17 protein-coding genes are annotated in these 16,448 nt (G+C 73.7%); 8 read left to right on the forward strand and 9 right to left on the reverse strand.

Annotated elements, in window-relative coordinates; genetic code table 11:
• Complete coding sequence (locus tag OUQ99_RS26685) at nt 1-972, forward strand: FkbM family methyltransferase (protein WP_267946529.1); 972 nt, start codon at nt 1-3, stop codon at nt 970-972.
• 84 nt (nt 973-1,056) lie between these two features.
• Here the strand turns inward: OUQ99_RS26685 and OUQ99_RS26690 are convergent, their stop codons facing one another.
• The gene (locus OUQ99_RS26690; RefSeq protein WP_267946530.1) at nt 1,057-1,812 is read right to left on the reverse strand and encodes an alpha/beta fold hydrolase; all 756 of its coding nucleotides are present in this window, start codon (nt 1,810-1,812) and stop codon (nt 1,057-1,059) included.
• Between the two features lie 312 nt (nt 1,813-2,124).
• Here OUQ99_RS26690 and OUQ99_RS26695 point away from each other — a divergent pair, with 312 nt between their 5' ends.
• Nucleotides 2,125-3,537: a DNA recombination protein RmuC gene (locus OUQ99_RS26695; RefSeq protein WP_267946531.1), complete on the forward strand. Its 1,413-nt coding sequence runs from the start codon at nt 2,125-2,127 to the stop codon at nt 3,535-3,537.
• 231 nt (nt 3,538-3,768) lie between these two features.
• A complete protein-coding gene (locus tag OUQ99_RS26700; protein ID WP_267946532.1) occupies nt 3,769-4,311 on the forward strand; it encodes a DUF6542 domain-containing protein in 543 nt (180 codons plus the stop codon).
• Between the two features lie 97 nt (nt 4,312-4,408).
• On the opposite strand, the gene OUQ99_RS26705 is transcribed toward OUQ99_RS26700, so the two are convergent.
• The 4 genes from OUQ99_RS26705 to OUQ99_RS26720 form a co-directional block, all read right to left on the reverse strand.
• Entirely contained in the window at nt 4,409-4,684 is a 276-nt protein-coding gene (locus tag OUQ99_RS26705) for an exodeoxyribonuclease VII small subunit (protein ID WP_267946533.1), read from the reverse strand.
• 2 nt (nt 4,685-4,686) lie between these two features.
• Complete coding sequence (gene xseA / locus OUQ99_RS26710) at nt 4,687-5,919, reverse strand: exodeoxyribonuclease VII large subunit (protein WP_267946534.1); 1,233 nt, start codon at nt 5,917-5,919, stop codon at nt 4,687-4,689.
• Between the two features lie 75 nt (nt 5,920-5,994).
• A complete protein-coding gene (locus OUQ99_RS26715) occupies nt 5,995-6,507 on the reverse strand; it encodes a DUF3060 domain-containing protein (protein WP_267946535.1) in 513 nt (170 codons plus the stop codon).
• Between the two features lie 113 nt (nt 6,508-6,620).
• Nucleotides 6,621-7,370 (reverse strand): hypothetical protein, encoded by a 750-nt coding sequence (locus OUQ99_RS26720; RefSeq protein ID WP_267946536.1) that lies wholly within the window; start codon nt 7,368-7,370, stop codon nt 6,621-6,623.
• Nucleotides 7,371-7,664: 294 nt separating this feature from the next.
• Between OUQ99_RS26720 and OUQ99_RS26725 the strand changes: the two genes are divergently transcribed.
• Nucleotides 7,665-8,636, forward strand: coding sequence for a 4-hydroxy-3-methylbut-2-enyl diphosphate reductase (locus OUQ99_RS26725; protein WP_267946537.1), 972 nt, complete (start codon nt 7,665-7,667; stop codon nt 8,634-8,636).
• 87 nt (nt 8,637-8,723) lie between these two features.
• On the opposite strand, the gene OUQ99_RS26730 is transcribed toward OUQ99_RS26725, so the two are convergent.
• Nucleotides 8,724-9,296, reverse strand: a complete 573-nt coding sequence (locus OUQ99_RS26730) for a DUF4245 domain-containing protein (RefSeq protein ID WP_267946538.1) — start codon at nt 9,294-9,296, stop codon at nt 8,724-8,726.
• A 178-nt stretch (nt 9,297-9,474) separates the two neighbouring features.
• Nucleotides 9,475-10,113: a TetR/AcrR family transcriptional regulator gene (locus tag OUQ99_RS26735; protein ID WP_267950514.1), complete on the reverse strand. Its 639-nt coding sequence runs from the start codon at nt 10,111-10,113 to the stop codon at nt 9,475-9,477.
• 182 nt (nt 10,114-10,295) lie between these two features.
• Between OUQ99_RS26735 and glpX the strand changes: the two genes are divergently transcribed.
• The gene (gene glpX, locus OUQ99_RS26740; protein WP_267946539.1) at nt 10,296-11,318 is read left to right on the forward strand and encodes a class II fructose-bisphosphatase; all 1,023 of its coding nucleotides are present in this window, start codon (nt 10,296-10,298) and stop codon (nt 11,316-11,318) included.
• A 221-nt stretch (nt 11,319-11,539) separates the two neighbouring features.
• Nucleotides 11,540-13,240 carry a hypothetical protein gene (locus OUQ99_RS26745; RefSeq protein WP_267946540.1) on the forward strand — a complete coding sequence of 567 codons (1,701 nt, stop codon included), beginning with the start codon at nt 11,540-11,542 and terminating at the stop codon, nt 13,238-13,240.
• Between the two features lie 134 nt (nt 13,241-13,374).
• Here the strand turns inward: OUQ99_RS26745 and OUQ99_RS26750 are convergent, their stop codons facing one another.
• A complete protein-coding gene (locus tag OUQ99_RS26750) occupies nt 13,375-14,202 on the reverse strand; it encodes an ABC transporter permease (protein ID WP_267946541.1) in 828 nt (275 codons plus the stop codon).
• Nucleotides 14,199-15,176: an ABC transporter ATP-binding protein gene (locus OUQ99_RS26755; RefSeq protein WP_267946542.1), complete on the reverse strand. Its 978-nt coding sequence runs from the start codon at nt 15,174-15,176 to the stop codon at nt 14,199-14,201. The genes OUQ99_RS26750 and OUQ99_RS26755 overlap by 4 nt, the downstream gene beginning before the upstream one ends.
• A gap of 404 nt (nt 15,177-15,580) precedes the next feature.
• Between OUQ99_RS26755 and OUQ99_RS26760 the strand changes: the two genes are divergently transcribed.
• Nucleotides 15,581-15,958 (forward strand): RNHCP domain-containing protein, encoded by a 378-nt coding sequence (locus OUQ99_RS26760; protein WP_267946543.1) that lies wholly within the window; start codon nt 15,581-15,583, stop codon nt 15,956-15,958.
• Complete coding sequence (locus OUQ99_RS26765) at nt 15,955-16,371, forward strand: RNHCP domain-containing protein (protein WP_267946544.1); 417 nt, start codon at nt 15,955-15,957, stop codon at nt 16,369-16,371. The genes OUQ99_RS26760 and OUQ99_RS26765 overlap by 4 nt, the downstream gene beginning before the upstream one ends.
• The last annotated feature ends 77 nt before the right edge of the window (nt 16,372-16,448 follow it).

Here is a 16,448-nt window from a genome sequence, read left to right on the forward strand (position 1 = left end):
GTGGTCACCGAACAACTCCGGGCGCTCGTGCGCCGCTACCCGCTCGTCCGCTTCGCGACACGGCAGATCCGCGTGCGCCTGCCCAGGCGGCTGGGCGGCCTGGACCCCGCGCACGTCCCGCCGTGGAGCCGCAGCTTCACCTTCGCCCTCCCGCGACTGGCGTCGGACACCCGCGGGGCCGGGCCGGACAGCCTCACCCTGCGGCTCCCCGGGGACCTGACGGTGCCCCGGCGCCTGGCCGCGTTCGGCCTGGCCCGCCACGAACCCGACAGCCTGGCCTGCTTCCTCGCCATGCTCGGCCACACGCGGCCCGGGGCGGTGCTCGACGTCGGGTCGGGGGTGGGGGTCTACTCGGTGCTGGCCGCCGCGCGCAGCAGCCGGCCCGTGTTCGCGTTCGAGCCCACGCCCGAGATCGCCTCGGCCGCCCGTGCGGTGTCGTCCTCCGCGGACCTGGGGTTCTCGGTGGTGGAGCTGGCGCTGAGCAACCACAACGGCACCGCCCACCTGCGCCGGGCCAGGAACAACGACATGTGCAACACGCTGGTGCACGCCGCCCGGGGGGACCTGTCCCACATCACCGTGGGGGTGAGCACCCTGGCCCGGTGGAGCGAGACCGCGTCCGCCGCCCCGGCGGTCGTGAAGATCGACACGGTCGGCACGGAGCCCGACGTGGTCGCCGGGGGGCTGGAGGTGCTGCGCCGGTACCGGCCGTGGATGCTGGTCAAGGTCCGGCCGGACCGGGGGGTCGAGGAGCGGCTGATGGCGCTGCTCGACCCGTTGGAGTACACGTGGTACCCGGTGAGCGGGAGGCCGCCCTACCGGCCGCGTCCGGAGATAGCCGGACGGGCCTCACCCGCCACGGAGCGGATGTGGCTGTTCACGCCGCAGCCGGTCCCCGCCGGTTTCTGGACGTCGGTGGCCGGTTGGCGCGAGGCGCTCGCGGCCTGCTCCCCGGACTCCAGGAGCGCCTGAGGGGCAGGCACGGCCCGCGCCGGGCCCCTCCCGGCCGCGGCCCCGCGGCGGGGCCGCGGGCTGCCCGGGAGGGGCCCCGGTCGGCTACAGCCGCGCCCGGGCCGCCCCGGCCACGGCCCTCCGGGGGGACGGCGCGCGGCCGCGCACCCAGCCGTCCAGGGCGTCGACCAGGGCCGCCGGTTCGTCGCGGTGGACGCAGTGGCCCGCCCCCTCCACGACCCGTACGGTGAAGCCGCGCTCGGCGAGCTCCCGTGCCGCCCGCGGGTCGACGGTGATGCCGTTCCCCGCGCGCAGGACGAGGGAGGGGACGGCCGGCCTCTCCGGGAGGAAGTCCCTCCCGGCGACCTCCGAGGCGACGAAGTCGAAGAACGCCGGGTCGAAGGAGGCGAAGCCGCTGAGCTCCTTCTCGACGTCGGCGTCGCTCCACCTGGGGTTGAGCTGGCGCACGCCCTCGACGTCCGCGGTGGCGAACACCCTGCGCATACGCTCACCGGCGTCGTCGGCCATGGGCGGGAGCCGGAACGCCGGGTCGACGTAGACCGCCCGGCGGGGCACGAGCCGCTCGACGGCCAGGGAGAGCGCGACCCCGCCCATCGAGTGGCCGACGACCGCGTCGAGCCCGGTGGGGAGGGAGTCCGCGAGGTCGTCCCCGAGCGCCTCGACGCTGTAGGGGCCGCGCGGACTGCGCCCGTGGCCGCGCATGTCCACGCCGAGCACGCGGTGGCCGCGTGCGACGAGTTCGGCCTCGACGGCGTGCCAGGTCCCGTGGTGTGCCATGGCCCCGTGGACGAGGGCGATGGTGTGGTCTCCGGTACCGCTGCTGTAGGTCTCCAGTCGCATGGGAGGGGGCCTCCTCGGATAGGGGGACTGCGGGGATCGGGGCCGGTGCGGAGTTCCGGCCTTCGCGTTCGGACCTCCAGGGTCTCGAAAACTTTTGCACAAGGAAAGAGGATGTCCGGATGCGGACTCGGGTCCGCGACCTCCCACCGCTCCCCGGAGCCCCGGACGGCGCCGCCGCCTCCGGACCGGTCCTCCGGGGCCGTGCGGCCGCACGGCCCCGGGCGGCGGACATGCCGGACTTGGTCGGCCTGCCCGCCGATGTCCTGCGTGGCGGGGAGACCGGGGCGCACGGCGGCTGGCACCATGTGCGCCATGGACGGTCTCGCACTCGTACTCATGCTCCTGGTCGGCCTGGCGATCGGCGTCGCCGTGGGATGGATCCTCGCCCGCGGGCGGGAGGCCGAGGCCCGGGCGGAGGCCCGGGCCGCCGAGGAGCGGGCGGCCTACGTCGAGGAGCAGCTCGGCGACCGGTTCCGCGCCCTGTCCGCGCAGGCCCTGGACCAGACCAACCAGCGCTTCCTGGAGCTCGCGGAGGGACGCCTGCGCGCGGTCAGCGCCCAGGCCGGCGGCGACCTCGACGAGCGGCGGCGGGCGGTGGAGCGCATGGTGGAACCGCTGACCGAGACGCTGAACCGGGTGGAGCGGCAGCTCAGGGAGGTGGACGCGGGACGGGTGGCCGCCCACGCGGAGCTGGCCAAGCAGGTGGAGTACGTGCGCGAGGGGTCGGAGCGCCTGGGGGAGCAGACCCGGTCCCTGGTGACCGCGCTGCGGCGGCCCGAGGCGCGCGGCCGGTGGGGCGAGCTGCAGCTGCGCCGGGTGGCCGAGTTGGCGGGGATGGGCCCCCGCTGCGACTTCGAGGAGCAGGCGGCGACACGGGACGGGTCGCAGCGCCCCGACATGGTGGTGCGCCTGGCCGGGGGCAAGAACATCGTCGTGGACTCCAAGGTGCCGCTCTCCGCGTACCTGGACGCCGTGGAGGCGGGCCGGGAGGAGGCCGCCGAGGAGCGCCTGCGCGCCCACGCGCGGCACCTCCGCACACATGTCGACCAGCTGGCGGCCAAGTCGTACTGGGCGGCGTTCACCCCGGCCCCGGAGTTCGTGGTGCTGTTCATCCCCGGCGAGGCCTTCCTGGCCCCGGCCCTGGAGCACGACCCCGGCCTGTTGGAGCACGCGATGGCGCGACGGGTCCACATCGCCACGCCGACGACGCTGATCTCCCTGTTGCGGACGGCGCAGTACGCGTGGCAGCAGGAGGCGCTGAGCGAGAACGCGAGGGCGGTGTTCGACCTCGGCAAGCAGCTGCACGAACGGCTGGGCACGCTGGGCGGGCACGTGGAGGCCCTGGGCCGGGCGCTGACCCGGACCGTGGGCGCCTACAACCAGACGGTGGGGTCGCTGGAGAGCCGCGTGCTCGTGACCGCCCGGCGGTTCGGCGAGCTGGGCCTCGTGGACGGCGAGCTGGACCGGCCGACCGGCGTGGAGGAGCGCCCGCGCACGGTGGCCGCCCCCGAGCTGTCGGGGTACGGGGCGGAGGCGTTCGGTGAGGACGGGCACGCACTCGGCGGACCGCTGCCGGACGGCCCCGCGGGGCGTGACGGGGTCCGCGGGGCGGCTCCCGGAGCGGGAGACCGGGAGGGCTCGGATTTCGACGGTATTCGGCATGTGGGTAACAAGAGCAATGGTTCGACCGGAAAAGAACCCCGAAAGAGCGTGCACGGGACATGAATCCGCAGGTCGGCGCAGGTCCGACGATCCACCCGAGGACAACTCGGGCGAGCACCTCCGGAGCGACAGAACCGCCGTGCGCCATGCTGGTGTCCCACGAGTGGGAGGCGTGTTCGCGACGGAAGGGGCAAGTGACCGAAATGGCGACACGTTCCCCGGAAAAGACGCCCTACGCTTACTAGAAGTGACACACTAAACACTGTGAGCAACACACTTGGGAGGCGAACGGCTATGCCCCCGCGGAAGGCGGACGGTCCGGAGCCCGGGCACGCACCGTACTTCGTGCGGCCCGAGGGCCGCGGCCGGGGCGCGCGGAGCGCCCGGAGGAGAGCGGGCGCCGCCCCGGGCGCCCCGGAGGGGAACCCCGTGCGCCGGCCTCCCCGCCTGACCGGTCGGGGCGGCGTCCTGGTCATCGCCGTGCTGAGCTTCGCCGGGACCATGATCGCCCAGTGGTCGGGCACCCCCGCCGTGCCGGGCATCGCCTTCACGGTCGCCTGCCTGGCGACGGCGTCCGCGGTCCGCCCCGCCGACCTGCTCTCGCTGTCGGTCAGCCCGCCCCTGGCGTTCTTCGTGGCGGTGGCCGCCGCCGAGAGCGTGCTGGCCCTGGGCAACGAGGGGTTCGCGCGGGTCCTGCTCCTGGGCCTCGCCTCGCGGCTGGCCGAGGCGGCCCCCTGGCTCTTCCTGGGCACCGCGCTGGTCCTGGTCATCGGGGTCTTCCGCGGCCTGCCCGGCAACCTCCGCGACCTGGGCGACGAGCTCAACGGCCGCGGGTAGCGCCGGGCGCGTCCGGTCGCCCCCCGGGGGGCGGGCCCCCGCTCCCCCGAGGCGCACTCCCACCGCGCACCGGTCAGCCGCCGGGGGCCCGCGCGGATCAGAAGGGCGTGTCCCCGTCCGCCGGGGGGTCGTCCTCCCGGCGCTCGTCCATGGCGGCGGCCATCTTGGCCCGGGCGCCCTCCAGCCACTGCTCGCACACGCGGGCCAGCTCCTCGCCCCGCTCCCACAGGGCCAGGGACTCCTTGAGGCTGAGCCCGCCCGACTCCAGTCGGCGGACCACCGTGTTGAGCTCTTCGCGGCTCTCCTCGTAGCTCAGCTCCGGCACGGCGGCCCCGCCGTCCTTGCCGTCGGTCTTCGTGCCCTTGGCGGCCATCTCTACTCCCCCTCGGTGGTGTCTTCGGTGTGGACGGACTCCACGGTGGCGGTCAGGCTGTCCTCGGCGAACCTCACCCGCAGGGACTCCCCCACGTCCGGTTCCGCCGCGGAGCGCACCACCGACCCGTCCGGGCGCTGCACGACGGCGTACCCGCGTGCCAGCGTCGTGGCCGGGGACAGGGCGTGCAGACGCGCCCTCGTGTGGCCGAGGCCCTCGCCGGCCCGGTCGAGCGACAGGGTGAGGCTCCGGCGGGCCCGGTCGCGCATGTCCGCGACCTGCTCCGCGAGCCGGTCGATCTCCCGGACGGGGCTGGCCAGGACCGGACGGGACCGGATGCCCGAGAGCCAGGAGAGCTCGCGCTCCAGCGCGCCCGTGAGGACCCTGCGCCCCCGGTCGCGCAACTGCCTGATGATCTCCAGCTGCTCTCCCACGTCGGGGACGGTCTTCTTGGCCGCGTCGGTGGGCGTGGAGGCGCGCACGTCGGCGACGAGGTCCAGGAGCGGGGTGTCCTGTTCGTGGCCGATCGCGCTCACCACGGGCGTGCCCGCCGCCGCGACCGCCCGCACCAGCGCCTCGTCGGAGAACGGCAGCAGGTCCTCCAGGGAGCCGCCGCCCCGGGCGATCACGATGACGTCGACCTCCGGGTGCGAGTCCAGCTCCTTCAGGGCCTCCAGCACCTCGCGGACCGCACGGTCGCCCTGGACGGCGACCTGTCGCACCTCGAAGCGGACGGCGGGCCACCGGCGGCGGCCGTTCTCCAGCACGTCGCGCTCGGCCGCGGAGTCGCGTCCGCAGACCAGCCCCACCGTGGCGGGGAGGAAGGGCAGGGGCCGCTTGCGCCCCTCGTCGAACAGCCCCTCCGCCGCCAGGGTGCGCCGCAGCTGCTCCAGCCTGGCCAGGAGTTCGCCCAGGCCCACGTGGCGGATCTCCAGCGCGCGGAGCGAGAAGGTGCCGCGCACCTCGTAGAAGTCGGGTTTGGCGTGCACGACGACGCGCGCCCCCGCCTCGGGGGACGGGCTCTGCGCGTCCAGCACCGAGGTCTGGCAGACCACCCGCACCGACACGTTCGCGACCGGGTCGCGCAGCGTGATGTAGGCCATCCGCCCCCGGCGGTTGAGCTCGGCGATCTGCCCCTCGACCCAGATCCGGCCCAGGCGGCCGATCCACTGGCCGACGGCGTTGAGGACGACTCGTACCGGTTGCGGCGTCTCGGCGGAACTCTCCATGCCCATGGCAACCGAGCCTAGGGGAGGCCGGGGACAGTTCCGGGCAGGCCGGTCGCCGGGCGCGGCCGCGCCCGGCTCCGGTCAGCCCTGCGCGTCCCCGCCCGCGGACACCGTGTTGTCGATGCCGATGTCGGTGATGTCGGGTTCGCCCTCGGCGTGGTGGACGGTGTTCTCGGCTCCGGTCACGTGGATGGACTCGGCGCCGCCGACGTGGACGGTGAGGGAGTTGCCCGTGACGGTGACCGCGCCGCACTGGCCGTTGAGGACGACCTCCGCGCCGCTGGCGGTCACGTTGACGTCGCGGCCCTCGCAGTCCTCCGTGACGCTGCCCTCGACCGACGCGATGTTGATGTCGCCGGTCCCGTCGTCGATGGTCACGCCGCCGCCCTCGTCGAGGGTCACGTCGCCGTCCTGGTTCCCGACCGTGACGTCGCCGTCCGAGTCGACGGAGACCTCTCCGTCCTCGCTTCCGACGGAGACGCCGTCGGGGTCGACGCTGACCTCCTGGTCGGTGCCGGGGATGCCGACCGAGCAGCCGGTCAGCCAGAAGGCCGCCGCAGTGAGGAGCGCAGCGGTGGAAGTCGCGGGACGCATGGTCGTAGCCCTTCGAGCGGGAAGCGCCGTGGTGCGCTCGTCAGTAGGACGTTCCCCGCCCCCGTGTGGTTCCGCCGGGTCGCGGCACAGGCGCCTGCCGGGCCCGCCGGCTGCTACGCCCCGGCTTCCAGCTTGGCGATGCGGTTGTCGTACATCTTGATGAACTCGGTGCGCCCTCCGTGCGCGACCTCGTAGGCGCGCAGGTCACGGACCTGCTCGATGCTGAGCTTGCGCAGGCGCGCGCGGACGGACGGGAGGGTGAGCTCGTCGTAGGTCGGCACGGCGAGGTCCTCGACGGCGGGTGCGGCCTCCTTGCGGACCTTCTCCAGCACCTCGTCGCTGGCGACGGTGGTGTGCGCCTCCGCGGCGGCCAGCTCCTCGGCGATGGCCGGGGCCTCCTCGGGGACGTCCTCGGTGGCCGGGACGACGGGCTCCGTGCGGACCTGGGCCCCCTCCTTCTCGGAGGTCTCCGCCTTCTCGGAGGTCTCCGCCTTCTCGGGGGTGGTCTTCTTCTCGGCGGTCCCGGACTCCGGAGCGGGGGTCGCCCCTGCCCCGGGGGCCTTCTCCCCGGGGGCCTCCGCCGACTCCGCGGCGGGCGCCGCGGCGGCGGGCTCGGGGGTCGAGGCGGGCGCCTTCTCCCCGGCCTCCGGCTCCGCGGCGGCCGGCTCCGCGGCGGCGGGCTCGGGGGTCGCGGCGGGCGCGGCGGCGGGGGCCGGGCTCCCGGCGGCGGCCTTCTCCCCGGCCGCCTCGGCGGCGGACGGGGCGGCGGTGTCCGCGGGCTCGGCGGGGGCGGCCGGCTTCTTGCGCCCGAAGATTCCCTTGGCCAGGGTGATCAGTTTCGTGGCGATCGTCGGGTTCGACATAGGACGGGGGCTCCTGGGTGGTCTCGGCGGTGGGGTCGGCGGCACGCGTCCAGCAGACCGGGCAAGGCCGAGTCGGGGCGAACCGCCTGTGACAGATGCGATGGTGAACCAGGATAGAGGAGGGGGAACACCGCGAGCAGGGGATGGGCGAACGATTTCGCCACTTCGATCCACGACCGGACACATCCTGTTGCGATACCGTCACCTTGGCCCCGGTGGGGCGCGGATATCCCCGTAACGGTGCCATCGCCCACACCAGGGTCGTACACGGACCAAGCCACCTAGGATGTACGCATGACTGCGATGACGACTGCCACGAACCAACGCCGTGTGCTCCTCGCCAACCCCCGGGGTTACTGCGCCGGTGTCGACCGCGCGGTCATCACCGTCGAGAAGGCCCTGGAGCAGTACGGCGCCCCGATCTACGTGCGCAAGCAGATCGTGCACAACACCCACGTGGTGCGCACCCTGGAGGAGCGCGGCGCGATCTTCGTCGAGGAGACCGAGGAGGTGCCCGAGGGCGCCATCGTCGTGTTCTCCGCGCACGGCGTCTCCCCCGCCGTCCACGAGGAGGCGGGGAGGCGGCAGCTCAAGACGATCGACGCGACCTGCCCGCTCGTCACCAAGGTCCACAAGGAAGCCAAGCGCTTCGCGGCGGAGGATCGCGACATCATCCTCATCGGCCACATCGGTCATGAGGAGGTCGAGGGCACCAGCGGTGAGGCCCCGGAGCACATCCAGATCGTGGAGAGCCCGGACGAGGTCCACAAGGTCCGGGTCCGCAACCCGGACAACGTCTCCTGGCTGTCCCAGACCACCCTCTCGGTGGACGAGACCACCCAGACGGTCGACGCCCTGCGCGAGAGGTTCCCGAACCTGCTCGACCCGCCCAGCGACGACATCTGCTACGCCACCTCCAACCGCCAGGACGCCGTCAAGGCGATGGCGCCCGAGTGCGAGCTGGTCATCGTGGTCGGCTCCGACAACTCGTCGAACTCGGTCCGCCTGGTCGAGGTCGCCCTGGACGCGGGCGCCGACGCCTCCTACCTGATCGACAACGCGTCCCTCATGGACGAGGCCTGGCTGGAGGGCGTGACCACGGTCGGCGTCACCAGCGGCGCGTCCGTGCCGGACATCCTGGTGCGCGAGCTGCTCGACAAGCTCGCCGGGCACGGCTACGGCTCCGTCTCCCCGGTGACGACCGCCGACGAGACGCTGACCTTCTCGCTGCCCAAGGAGCTCCGCCGCGACCTGCGCGCCGAGTAGCCCCGGCCCCTGCATGCCGAACGCCCGGCGGGTGCGCCCGCCGGGCGTTCGCCGTGTCCGGGCCCGGAACGACCTGCGGACCAGGGCCTAGCCCTCGGGGGACTCCGAGGGCTCCGCGTCCCCGTCGCCCTCCGCCGCGGGGAGGTCCTCCAGCCCCTCGGCCAGGTGGGCCAGTTCGTCGAGTTCGGCCGAACCGGAGACGACCAGGGTCACGCCCTCCTCCCGCAGGACCAGGGCGCCCCAGTCCTCGGAGTCGTAGTGCTCCCACTCGCGTCCGCCGACCGCGACCGTGCCGACCTGCTCGGCCTCCTTGACGCGCTCCGCGACGACCTGCTCGGGGTCGGCGTCGCTCTGGGTGAACATGGCGTGGCTGTCGGCCGCCGTGGCGAAACCGACGCTCCACTCGACCGGACCGCTCACGTTGAGGGTGGAGCTGGTGGGCGTCCACCCCTCGTCGGTCAGCTCGGCCGAGGGCGCCCTCACGGGGTAGTCGGCGGCCTCCCCCAGGACGTCGGCGTCCGGCCGGTAGTCCACGGTGGGGATGTGCTCGCCCGAGCGCGTGGAGACCACGAACGCCATGATCAGGACGATGCCCACGAGGATCCCGAGGGAGATGGCGTAGTTCTTGAAGGTCGCGCTGGACCGGCTGTACTCACTCATGACAGGGTCCAGCTTGCCGCAGGTCCGGGGCCTTTCCGACCCGGGGTGGGCTTAGCGGCGCGCACCCCCGGCCCCGCGGCGGCCCTGTCCGACCCCCGGGTCCGGCTGTGCGAGCGGGGTCGGCGCGGCGAGGGGCAGCCCGGCGGACGCGGGCCCGGAACGGTCCGCGGAAGACCGCCTAGGCCTCGGGTTCCGCGGTCCGGTGCCGTGGTTCGAGCCGGGTGAGCAGACCGGTGATGTCGTCGGCGAGCCTGCGCGCCTCGGCGTCGTCGCGGCGCACCACCTCGGCCACGGCCAGCAGCATGGCCCCGCTCACGACGATCAGGAGGGCCTCGTCCACCGGCTCGTCCGCCTTGCGGAACAGCGCCACGTTGCGGTCGGTCCACTGGGTGAGCCGTGACCGCAGCTGGTGGTCGAACCCGGGAGGGCCGTCACCGCTGAAGAACAGGCGGGTCGTGTCGCCCTCCTCGATGCATCCGAGGAGGTAGGCGTGCGCGGCGATGTTCATGAGCCGTGTGGGATCGCTCTCACCGCCCGCCCTGGCCTCCACGACCGCCTGGTGGGTCCGCTCCTGCTGGCGCTGCTGGAACTCCTCGTACAGGGCGAGGTAGAGGTCCGCCTTGCCGGTGAAGTGGTGGTAGAGGCTCCCGACGCTGGCCCCCGCCACCGAGACGACCTCGCTGACACCGGCCTTGGCGAAACCCACCGTGTGGAAGACCTGGGCCGCCGCCCTGAGCAGGGCGCTGCGGGTGGCCGCTCCGCGTGGGGAGACCCGCGCGGGCTTCACCAGCTTCTCCGGCTTGTCCGTCTTGTCCACTGTCACACCCTCACTCCAGTCCGGCCGCTCCGGTCCGGATCCCGCCAGAGTAGACCTTCGCGCCCTCCGGACGACCGGCTCGGGCGGCCGCGCGGGTACCCGGGGCCGCTCGGGGATCACGTCGGGTGACTACCCTAAGACCTGTCCCCCCGCCCTGTTCCCTGTCGGAAGGTGTCACGTCCATGTCGCAGCCCAGTAGCCCGTCCGCGCAGCCCGCGGCGCCCGACCGCAACCTCGCGCTGGAGCTGGTCCGCGTCACAGAGACCGCGGCGCTCGCCGCCGCCCGCTGGGTCGGCAAGGGCGACAAGATCGGCGCCGACGGCGCCGCCGTGCGCGGCATGCGGCACATGATCAGCACCGTGTCGATGAACGGCACGGTCGTGATCGGCGAGGGCGAGAAGGACAACGCCCCGATGCTCTACAACGGCGAGCGCGTGGGCGACGGCGGCGGCCACGACTGGGATGTAGCCGTCGACCCCGTCGACGGGACGACCCTGACCGCCATGGGCATGCCCAACGCCATCGCGGTGATCGCGATGAGCCCGCGCAACACCATGTTCGACCCGTCCGCGGTGTTCTACATGGAGAAGCTGGCCGCGGGCCCGGAGGCGGCGGACGTGGTGGACATCGCCGCCCCCGTCGCCGACAACGTCCGCGCGGTGGCCCGCGCCAAGGGCAAGTCGCCGCAGGACGTGACGGTGGTCATCCTCGACCGCCCCCGCCACAAGCAGCTCGTGCAGGACGTGCGCGACGCGGGCGCCCGCATCAAGTTCATCAGCGACGGCGATGTGGCCGGCGCGATCATGGCGGCCCGTGCCGGCACCGGCGTCGACCTGCTCCTGGGCATCGGCGGCACCCCGGAGGGCATCATCACGGCCTGCGCCATGAAGTGCCTGGGCGGCGTCATCCAGGGCCGCCTGTGGCCGAAGGACGACGACGAGCGCCGCAAGGCCCTCGACGCCGGGCACGACCTGGGCCGCGTGCTGTACACCGACGACCTGGTCTCGTCCGACGACGTGTTCTTCGCCGCGACGGGCATCACCGACGGCGAGCTGGTCGGCGGCGTGCGGTACGAGTCCTCGCGTGTCATCACCGACTCCCTCGTCATGCGCGGCCGCAGCGGCACCGTCCGCCAGGTGCTCAGCGAGCACCGCCTGAGCAAGCTGTCCGCGTACAGCGGCGTGGACCTCACCTCCGCGCCCTGACCCGGCGTCCCGGGCCCGGACACCCCTCGTCCGGCGCCCGGGCCCGGCGCCCGGTGGCAGGATCCCGCCGCTCCCCCGGCCGGTGGGGGCGGCGCGGGCGCCCTCTCCCCGACCGGCCGTCCGAAAGTGGCGCGGAACGCGAACCACACCGGGGTGGACAGGCATCAGACCCGGCGTTGGCTGCGCGGTCGCGCGCGAAGAATTTCCCCGTCGGAGGTCCGATGTCCCACCCCGATCCCTCACAGCAGCCCCAGTGGCAGCATCAGCCGCCCGGGCGGCCCGGGCAGGGTTTCCCTCCGCCGCAGGGCCCCGTCCCCGGTCAGCAGTACGCCGCTCCGGGTGTTCCGGGCGGCGTGCCCGGCGCCCCGGGCGGCGGTGTTCCCGGGGGCCCGCCCCCCGGCCAGTACTCCGGCGGGTACGGCCCGCCTCCGGGCGGTGGCGGCGGGCGCAACCGCTGGCTGATCCCCGCCGCGGCGGGCGTGGCGCTCGTCGTGATGGGCGGAACCGTCTGGGCCACCGTCTCCCTGGTGAGCTTCGGCGGTCCGCAGCCCGAGTCCGTGCTCCCCGGCAGCTCCGTCGCGTTCGGCAAGGTCGACCTGTCGATCGACGGGTCCCAGGCCATGGAGCTGATCCGGTTCGTCGACCAGCTCCCGGCGGAGATGACCGAGGAGATGGACGAGCCCGACGGCGACATGACGGAGCTGTTCGCGGAGGTCTTCGTCGAGGCCTTCCCCGAGTCCCGCCAGGCCGACGTGGAGGAGTGGATCGGCCAGCGCGCCGGCGTCTCCGTGTGGCCGACCGCCGACGCCGCGGCCGAGGTCGACGAGGGCTCCGGCCTCGCGATGGCGCTGGCGCTGGCGGTCGAGGACGAGCGGCGCGCCGAGGAGGAGCTGGCCTCCCTCGCGAGCGGCGACGACACCCTCCACTTCGAGATGACCAACGGCTTCGCCCTGCTCTCCACCTCCGAGGCGGCGCTGGCCGACCGGGCCGCCCAGGTGGACGAGCACGGGTCCCTGGAGGACTCCGACGTCTACTCCGGCGACGTGGCCGACGTGCCCGGCGGAAGCCTGGCCGTGGGCTGGACGGATTTCACGCGCCTCATGGAGGTGGAGGGCGTCGCCGCGGAGATCCAGAGCGGGATGGCCGCCGAGACCGGTGAGGTGAGCGGCCGGGCCACCGCGTCGCTGCGGATCGACGGCGACTACCTGGAGGCGCGGGCGGACGTCTTCGACTTCGAGGTGGACAGCGCCGACCTGGCCTGGCTGGCCGAGACGCCGGGCGCGAGCGTGGCGGCGATGGAGTCGCTGCCGGAGAGCACCGTCATGGCGTTCGGCGCCAGCGGCCTGGACACGGCTCTGACCGACGCCTACGAGAGCGACGAGATCCCGTTCCTGAGCGGCAGCGGCGAGATGCAGGAGATGGAGCGCGAGTTCAACGCCATGGGCGCTCCGCTGCCGGAGGGCTTCACGAACCTGCTGGGCTCGTCCACGGCGTTCGGCGTCACCGGCATGGACCTGGACAGCTTCTTCGGCTCGGCCTACGGCGGCGGCGAGGAGTTCTCGTTCCAGTACCGCGCGGTCGGCGGCGACGAGGGCGTCCTGGGCGACTTCGTCGAGAACGTGGCCGCCTCCGACCCGTACGCCACTCCCCCGGGTGTGGCCACCGACGGGGACGCCGTCGTCGTGGCGAGCGGCAGCAGCGCCACCGGGCGCCTGGGCGACGACCCGGTGTTCCAGCAGACCATGCAGGAGATGGACGACGCCGTGGTCGCCGGCTACTTCGACATGCGCCAGGTGCTGACGGACACCGAGGTGCAGAACCCCGCCGAGTGGGGGGCGATGGGCCTGGCCGTGAGCGTCACCGAGGAGGGTCGGCGCAGCGGCGTCGAACTGCGCTGGTCCCCCAGCGGCGGCGGCGAGTGAGCCGGCGCGCGCCCCGGTAGGGCGCGCGGGGCGGCAGGACGGACGGCGCGGGAGCCCCTGGGGACGGCCCGCGCCGTCCGCGTGCCGCAACCCCCCCGGGGGACGGGGCGGCCCGCGCCCCGTCCGGGGTGTTCTCAGCCGACGACGCGCCGTCGCATCTGGAAGCCTGCCAGGAACCACATCAGCACGATGAACCCCAGCAGCACCCCGACGTGGAGGAGCGCCGCACCGGCGCCGAGCCCTCCGAACACCGAGCCGCGGATCAGCTCGACCGCGTGGTAGAGCGGGTTGGCCATGGCGGCGTTCTGCACCCAGGCGGGCAGCTCCGTGAGCGGGAAGAACGTGCCCGCGACCAGGAACAGCGGAGTGAACAGGCCGCTGAACACGTAGTCCATGGACCGCACCGACGTGATCACCGCGGAGATCCAGATGCCGAAGAGCGCGAACGCGAACCCGGCCAGGAACGCGATGAACGGCACCAGGAGCATGCCCGGGCCGGGTCGGAGCCCGAAGCCGACGGCGACCAGCAGGGGGACGCAGCCGTACACGCCCGAGCGCATCGCCAGCCACAGGGCCTCGCCGGTGACGAGCTCGCGCACGTCCACCGGGGCGGCGAGGATGCCCTCGTAGGTGTGCAGGAAGCGCCGCTTGATGAAGGTGTTGATGACGGCGGGCATCATCGACTGGAACATCACGGACACCGCCACGATGCCGGTGCCGAGGAAGTCGATGTAGCTGAACCCGGCGAGGGTGCCGATGAGGGCGCCCATCCCGAATCCGAAGCAGAGCAGGTAGAGGGTCGGCTCGACGACGGCGGCGAACGTGGTGGCGCGCCAGGACTGGCCGTACAGGATCCACTCGCGGGCGACGACGCCGATCACGGCGTCGGCCTCGATCCGTCCGGGGCGCGCGTGGACCTCGGGCCGGGCGTCGTCCCTGGCCCGGTCGTGCTGGATGCTCATTCGACGCTCTCTCCGGTCAGGGTCACGAACACGTCCTCCAGGGTGCTGGCCCGGCGGTGGGGGGTCCCCAGCCGGTCGCGGAGGGAGTCGGGCAGCTCCTCGGCACGCAGGACCGACAGGGTGACGCCGGTCCGGCGGGTGGTGAAGCCGTGCTCGCGGACGCGGCGTTCGAGGACGTCGGCGCCCTCGTCCCCCGGGGTGTACTCCTCGACGGTGGAGCCCGCGTACTTGGCGACGAGGTCGGCGGGGGTGCCGCGCTCGACCACCGCGCCCTTCGCCATGAGCGCCACCTCGTCGGAGAGGCGTTCGGCCTCCTCGATGTAGTGGGTGGACATCAGGACGGTGACGCCCTCGTCGCGCAGCGCGGAGATGACGCCCCACAGGTCCTGGCGCACCTGCGGGTCGAGGCCGACGGTGGGCTCGTCCATGAGGACGAGCTCGGGTCTGTGGAGGAGGGCGCGGACGATGAGGAGGCGGCGGCGCATGCCCCCGGACAGGTCGTCCACGAGCGTGTCGCCCCGGTCGCCGAGCTGGGCGAGGCGCATGGCGCGGGCGACCGCCTCCTTGCGCCGGGCGCGCGGAACCCGGTAGAGGAAGGAGAACATCCGCAGGTTCTGCTCGACGGTGAGCTCCTCGTCGAGGTTGTCGTGCTGGGGGACGACGCCCATGCGGGCGCGGGCCCACTTGGACTCGGCGGGGATCGGGTGCCCGAGGATGCGGATCTCGCCCTCGTCCGCGAGGGACTGGGCGGTCAGCATCTTCATGGTCGTGGACTTGCCCGCGCCGTTGGGGCCGAGGAGTCCGAGGACGACGCCCTGGGGGACCTCCAGGTCGAGCCCGTCGACGGCGGTGAGCGTTCCGAAGCGCTTGACGACGCCGCGGAGCAGCAGTGCGGGCACGTCCGGCGGGGGTGTGTCGACGGGGGTGGAGGACGCGCTCCCGGGCAGGCGGCGGCCGGGCACAGGTGTGGTCATGGCCCAACCGTAGGCACCGGGTGCCCGGAATTCCAACGGGTTTACGCCCGCCGCGCGGACGCCGCACGGCCTGTTCGCGCGCCCCCGGAGGCCGGGCGCCGCAGGCGGGGGCCGCCCCGGCGACCCCCCGCGCCGCGCCCGCCCCGGGGGCCGCGGAAAACCCGTTGCGCCCGCTCGGAGCCCCTGCCTACCATCGTCACTTCCGGGCCGGGGAGCCCGGAACCGGAGACGATTCCCGGGGGCCGACGCCCCACGGGTCAAGGACAGGTGTTGATGAACCGGAACGCGCCGAGCGCGCCTCACATCCCTGCGGGCCCCCGCACCGTCTGACGCGGCGCCCCTTCCGTCGAGAAGCGCTCGGCCTGCTCCTGCTGCCTCGTACCACTTCCAGCAAGGAGTTCCGGGTGTCCACCACCGATTCACCGTACGAACCCAGTCCCACCCTGCGCACCAGCACCTTCACGTGCCTGCGCTGCGGCCTGTCCGTGTCCGCCCTCGCGCCCGGGGGAGAACGGCGCGACCACTGCCCGAGCTGCCTGACCTCGCGCCACGTCGTCGACCAGGTCCGGGGCGGCCGCTCCGACTGCGGCGGGCGCATGGTCCCCGTCTCCGTCGCGGTCGTGCGCGACGGGGCCTGGATGCTCGTCCACCGCTGCACGCTGTGCGACGAGCTGGCCGGGAGCTCCGTCTCCCGGGACGACAACCACCTCGTCCTCATGAGGATCGCGGTGCGGCCCCTCGCCGACCCGCCGTTCCCGCTCGACCTGTTCGGGGAGGTGTGAGCGTGGGACGGCGCAACGTGCGTGACCGGCGGCCCCAGCGGGCGAAGACCGTCCGGCACGCCGCCGGCGAGTCCGGGTCGTTCCGGTGCGCGGGGTGCCGTCTGGAGGTCCCCCTCGCCGCACCGGGGACCAGCCACCGGAACCACTGCCCGAACTGCCTGGCCAGCCTGCACGTGGACCGCCGGATTCCCGGTGACCGCGCCGCGGACTGCCGGGGCAGGATGGTCGCGCTGAGCCTCTCCTCGCGTCCCGACGGGGAGTGGATGCTCATCCACCGCTGCGTTCGCTGCGGCGAACTCGGCTCCAACCGCGTGGCCGGGGACGACAACCCCCGCGCCCTGGTCCGGTTGGCGGTCCGCCCGCTCGCGGCCGCCTCCGACGCGGTGGCGAGGCGGGTGCTGCTCCGCCTGTAGGGGCGGCGCCGACGGGGTTCCGGAGGCGCCGTGGGCGGGTCCGGCCGGGAACAGGCCGGCCCGCCCGCGGCTCCCGG

The sequence above is a fragment of the Streptomonospora nanhaiensis genome (assembly GCF_026642255.1).
Taxonomy (GTDB): Bacteria; Actinomycetota; Actinomycetes; order Streptosporangiales; family Streptosporangiaceae; genus Nocardiopsis; species Nocardiopsis tropica.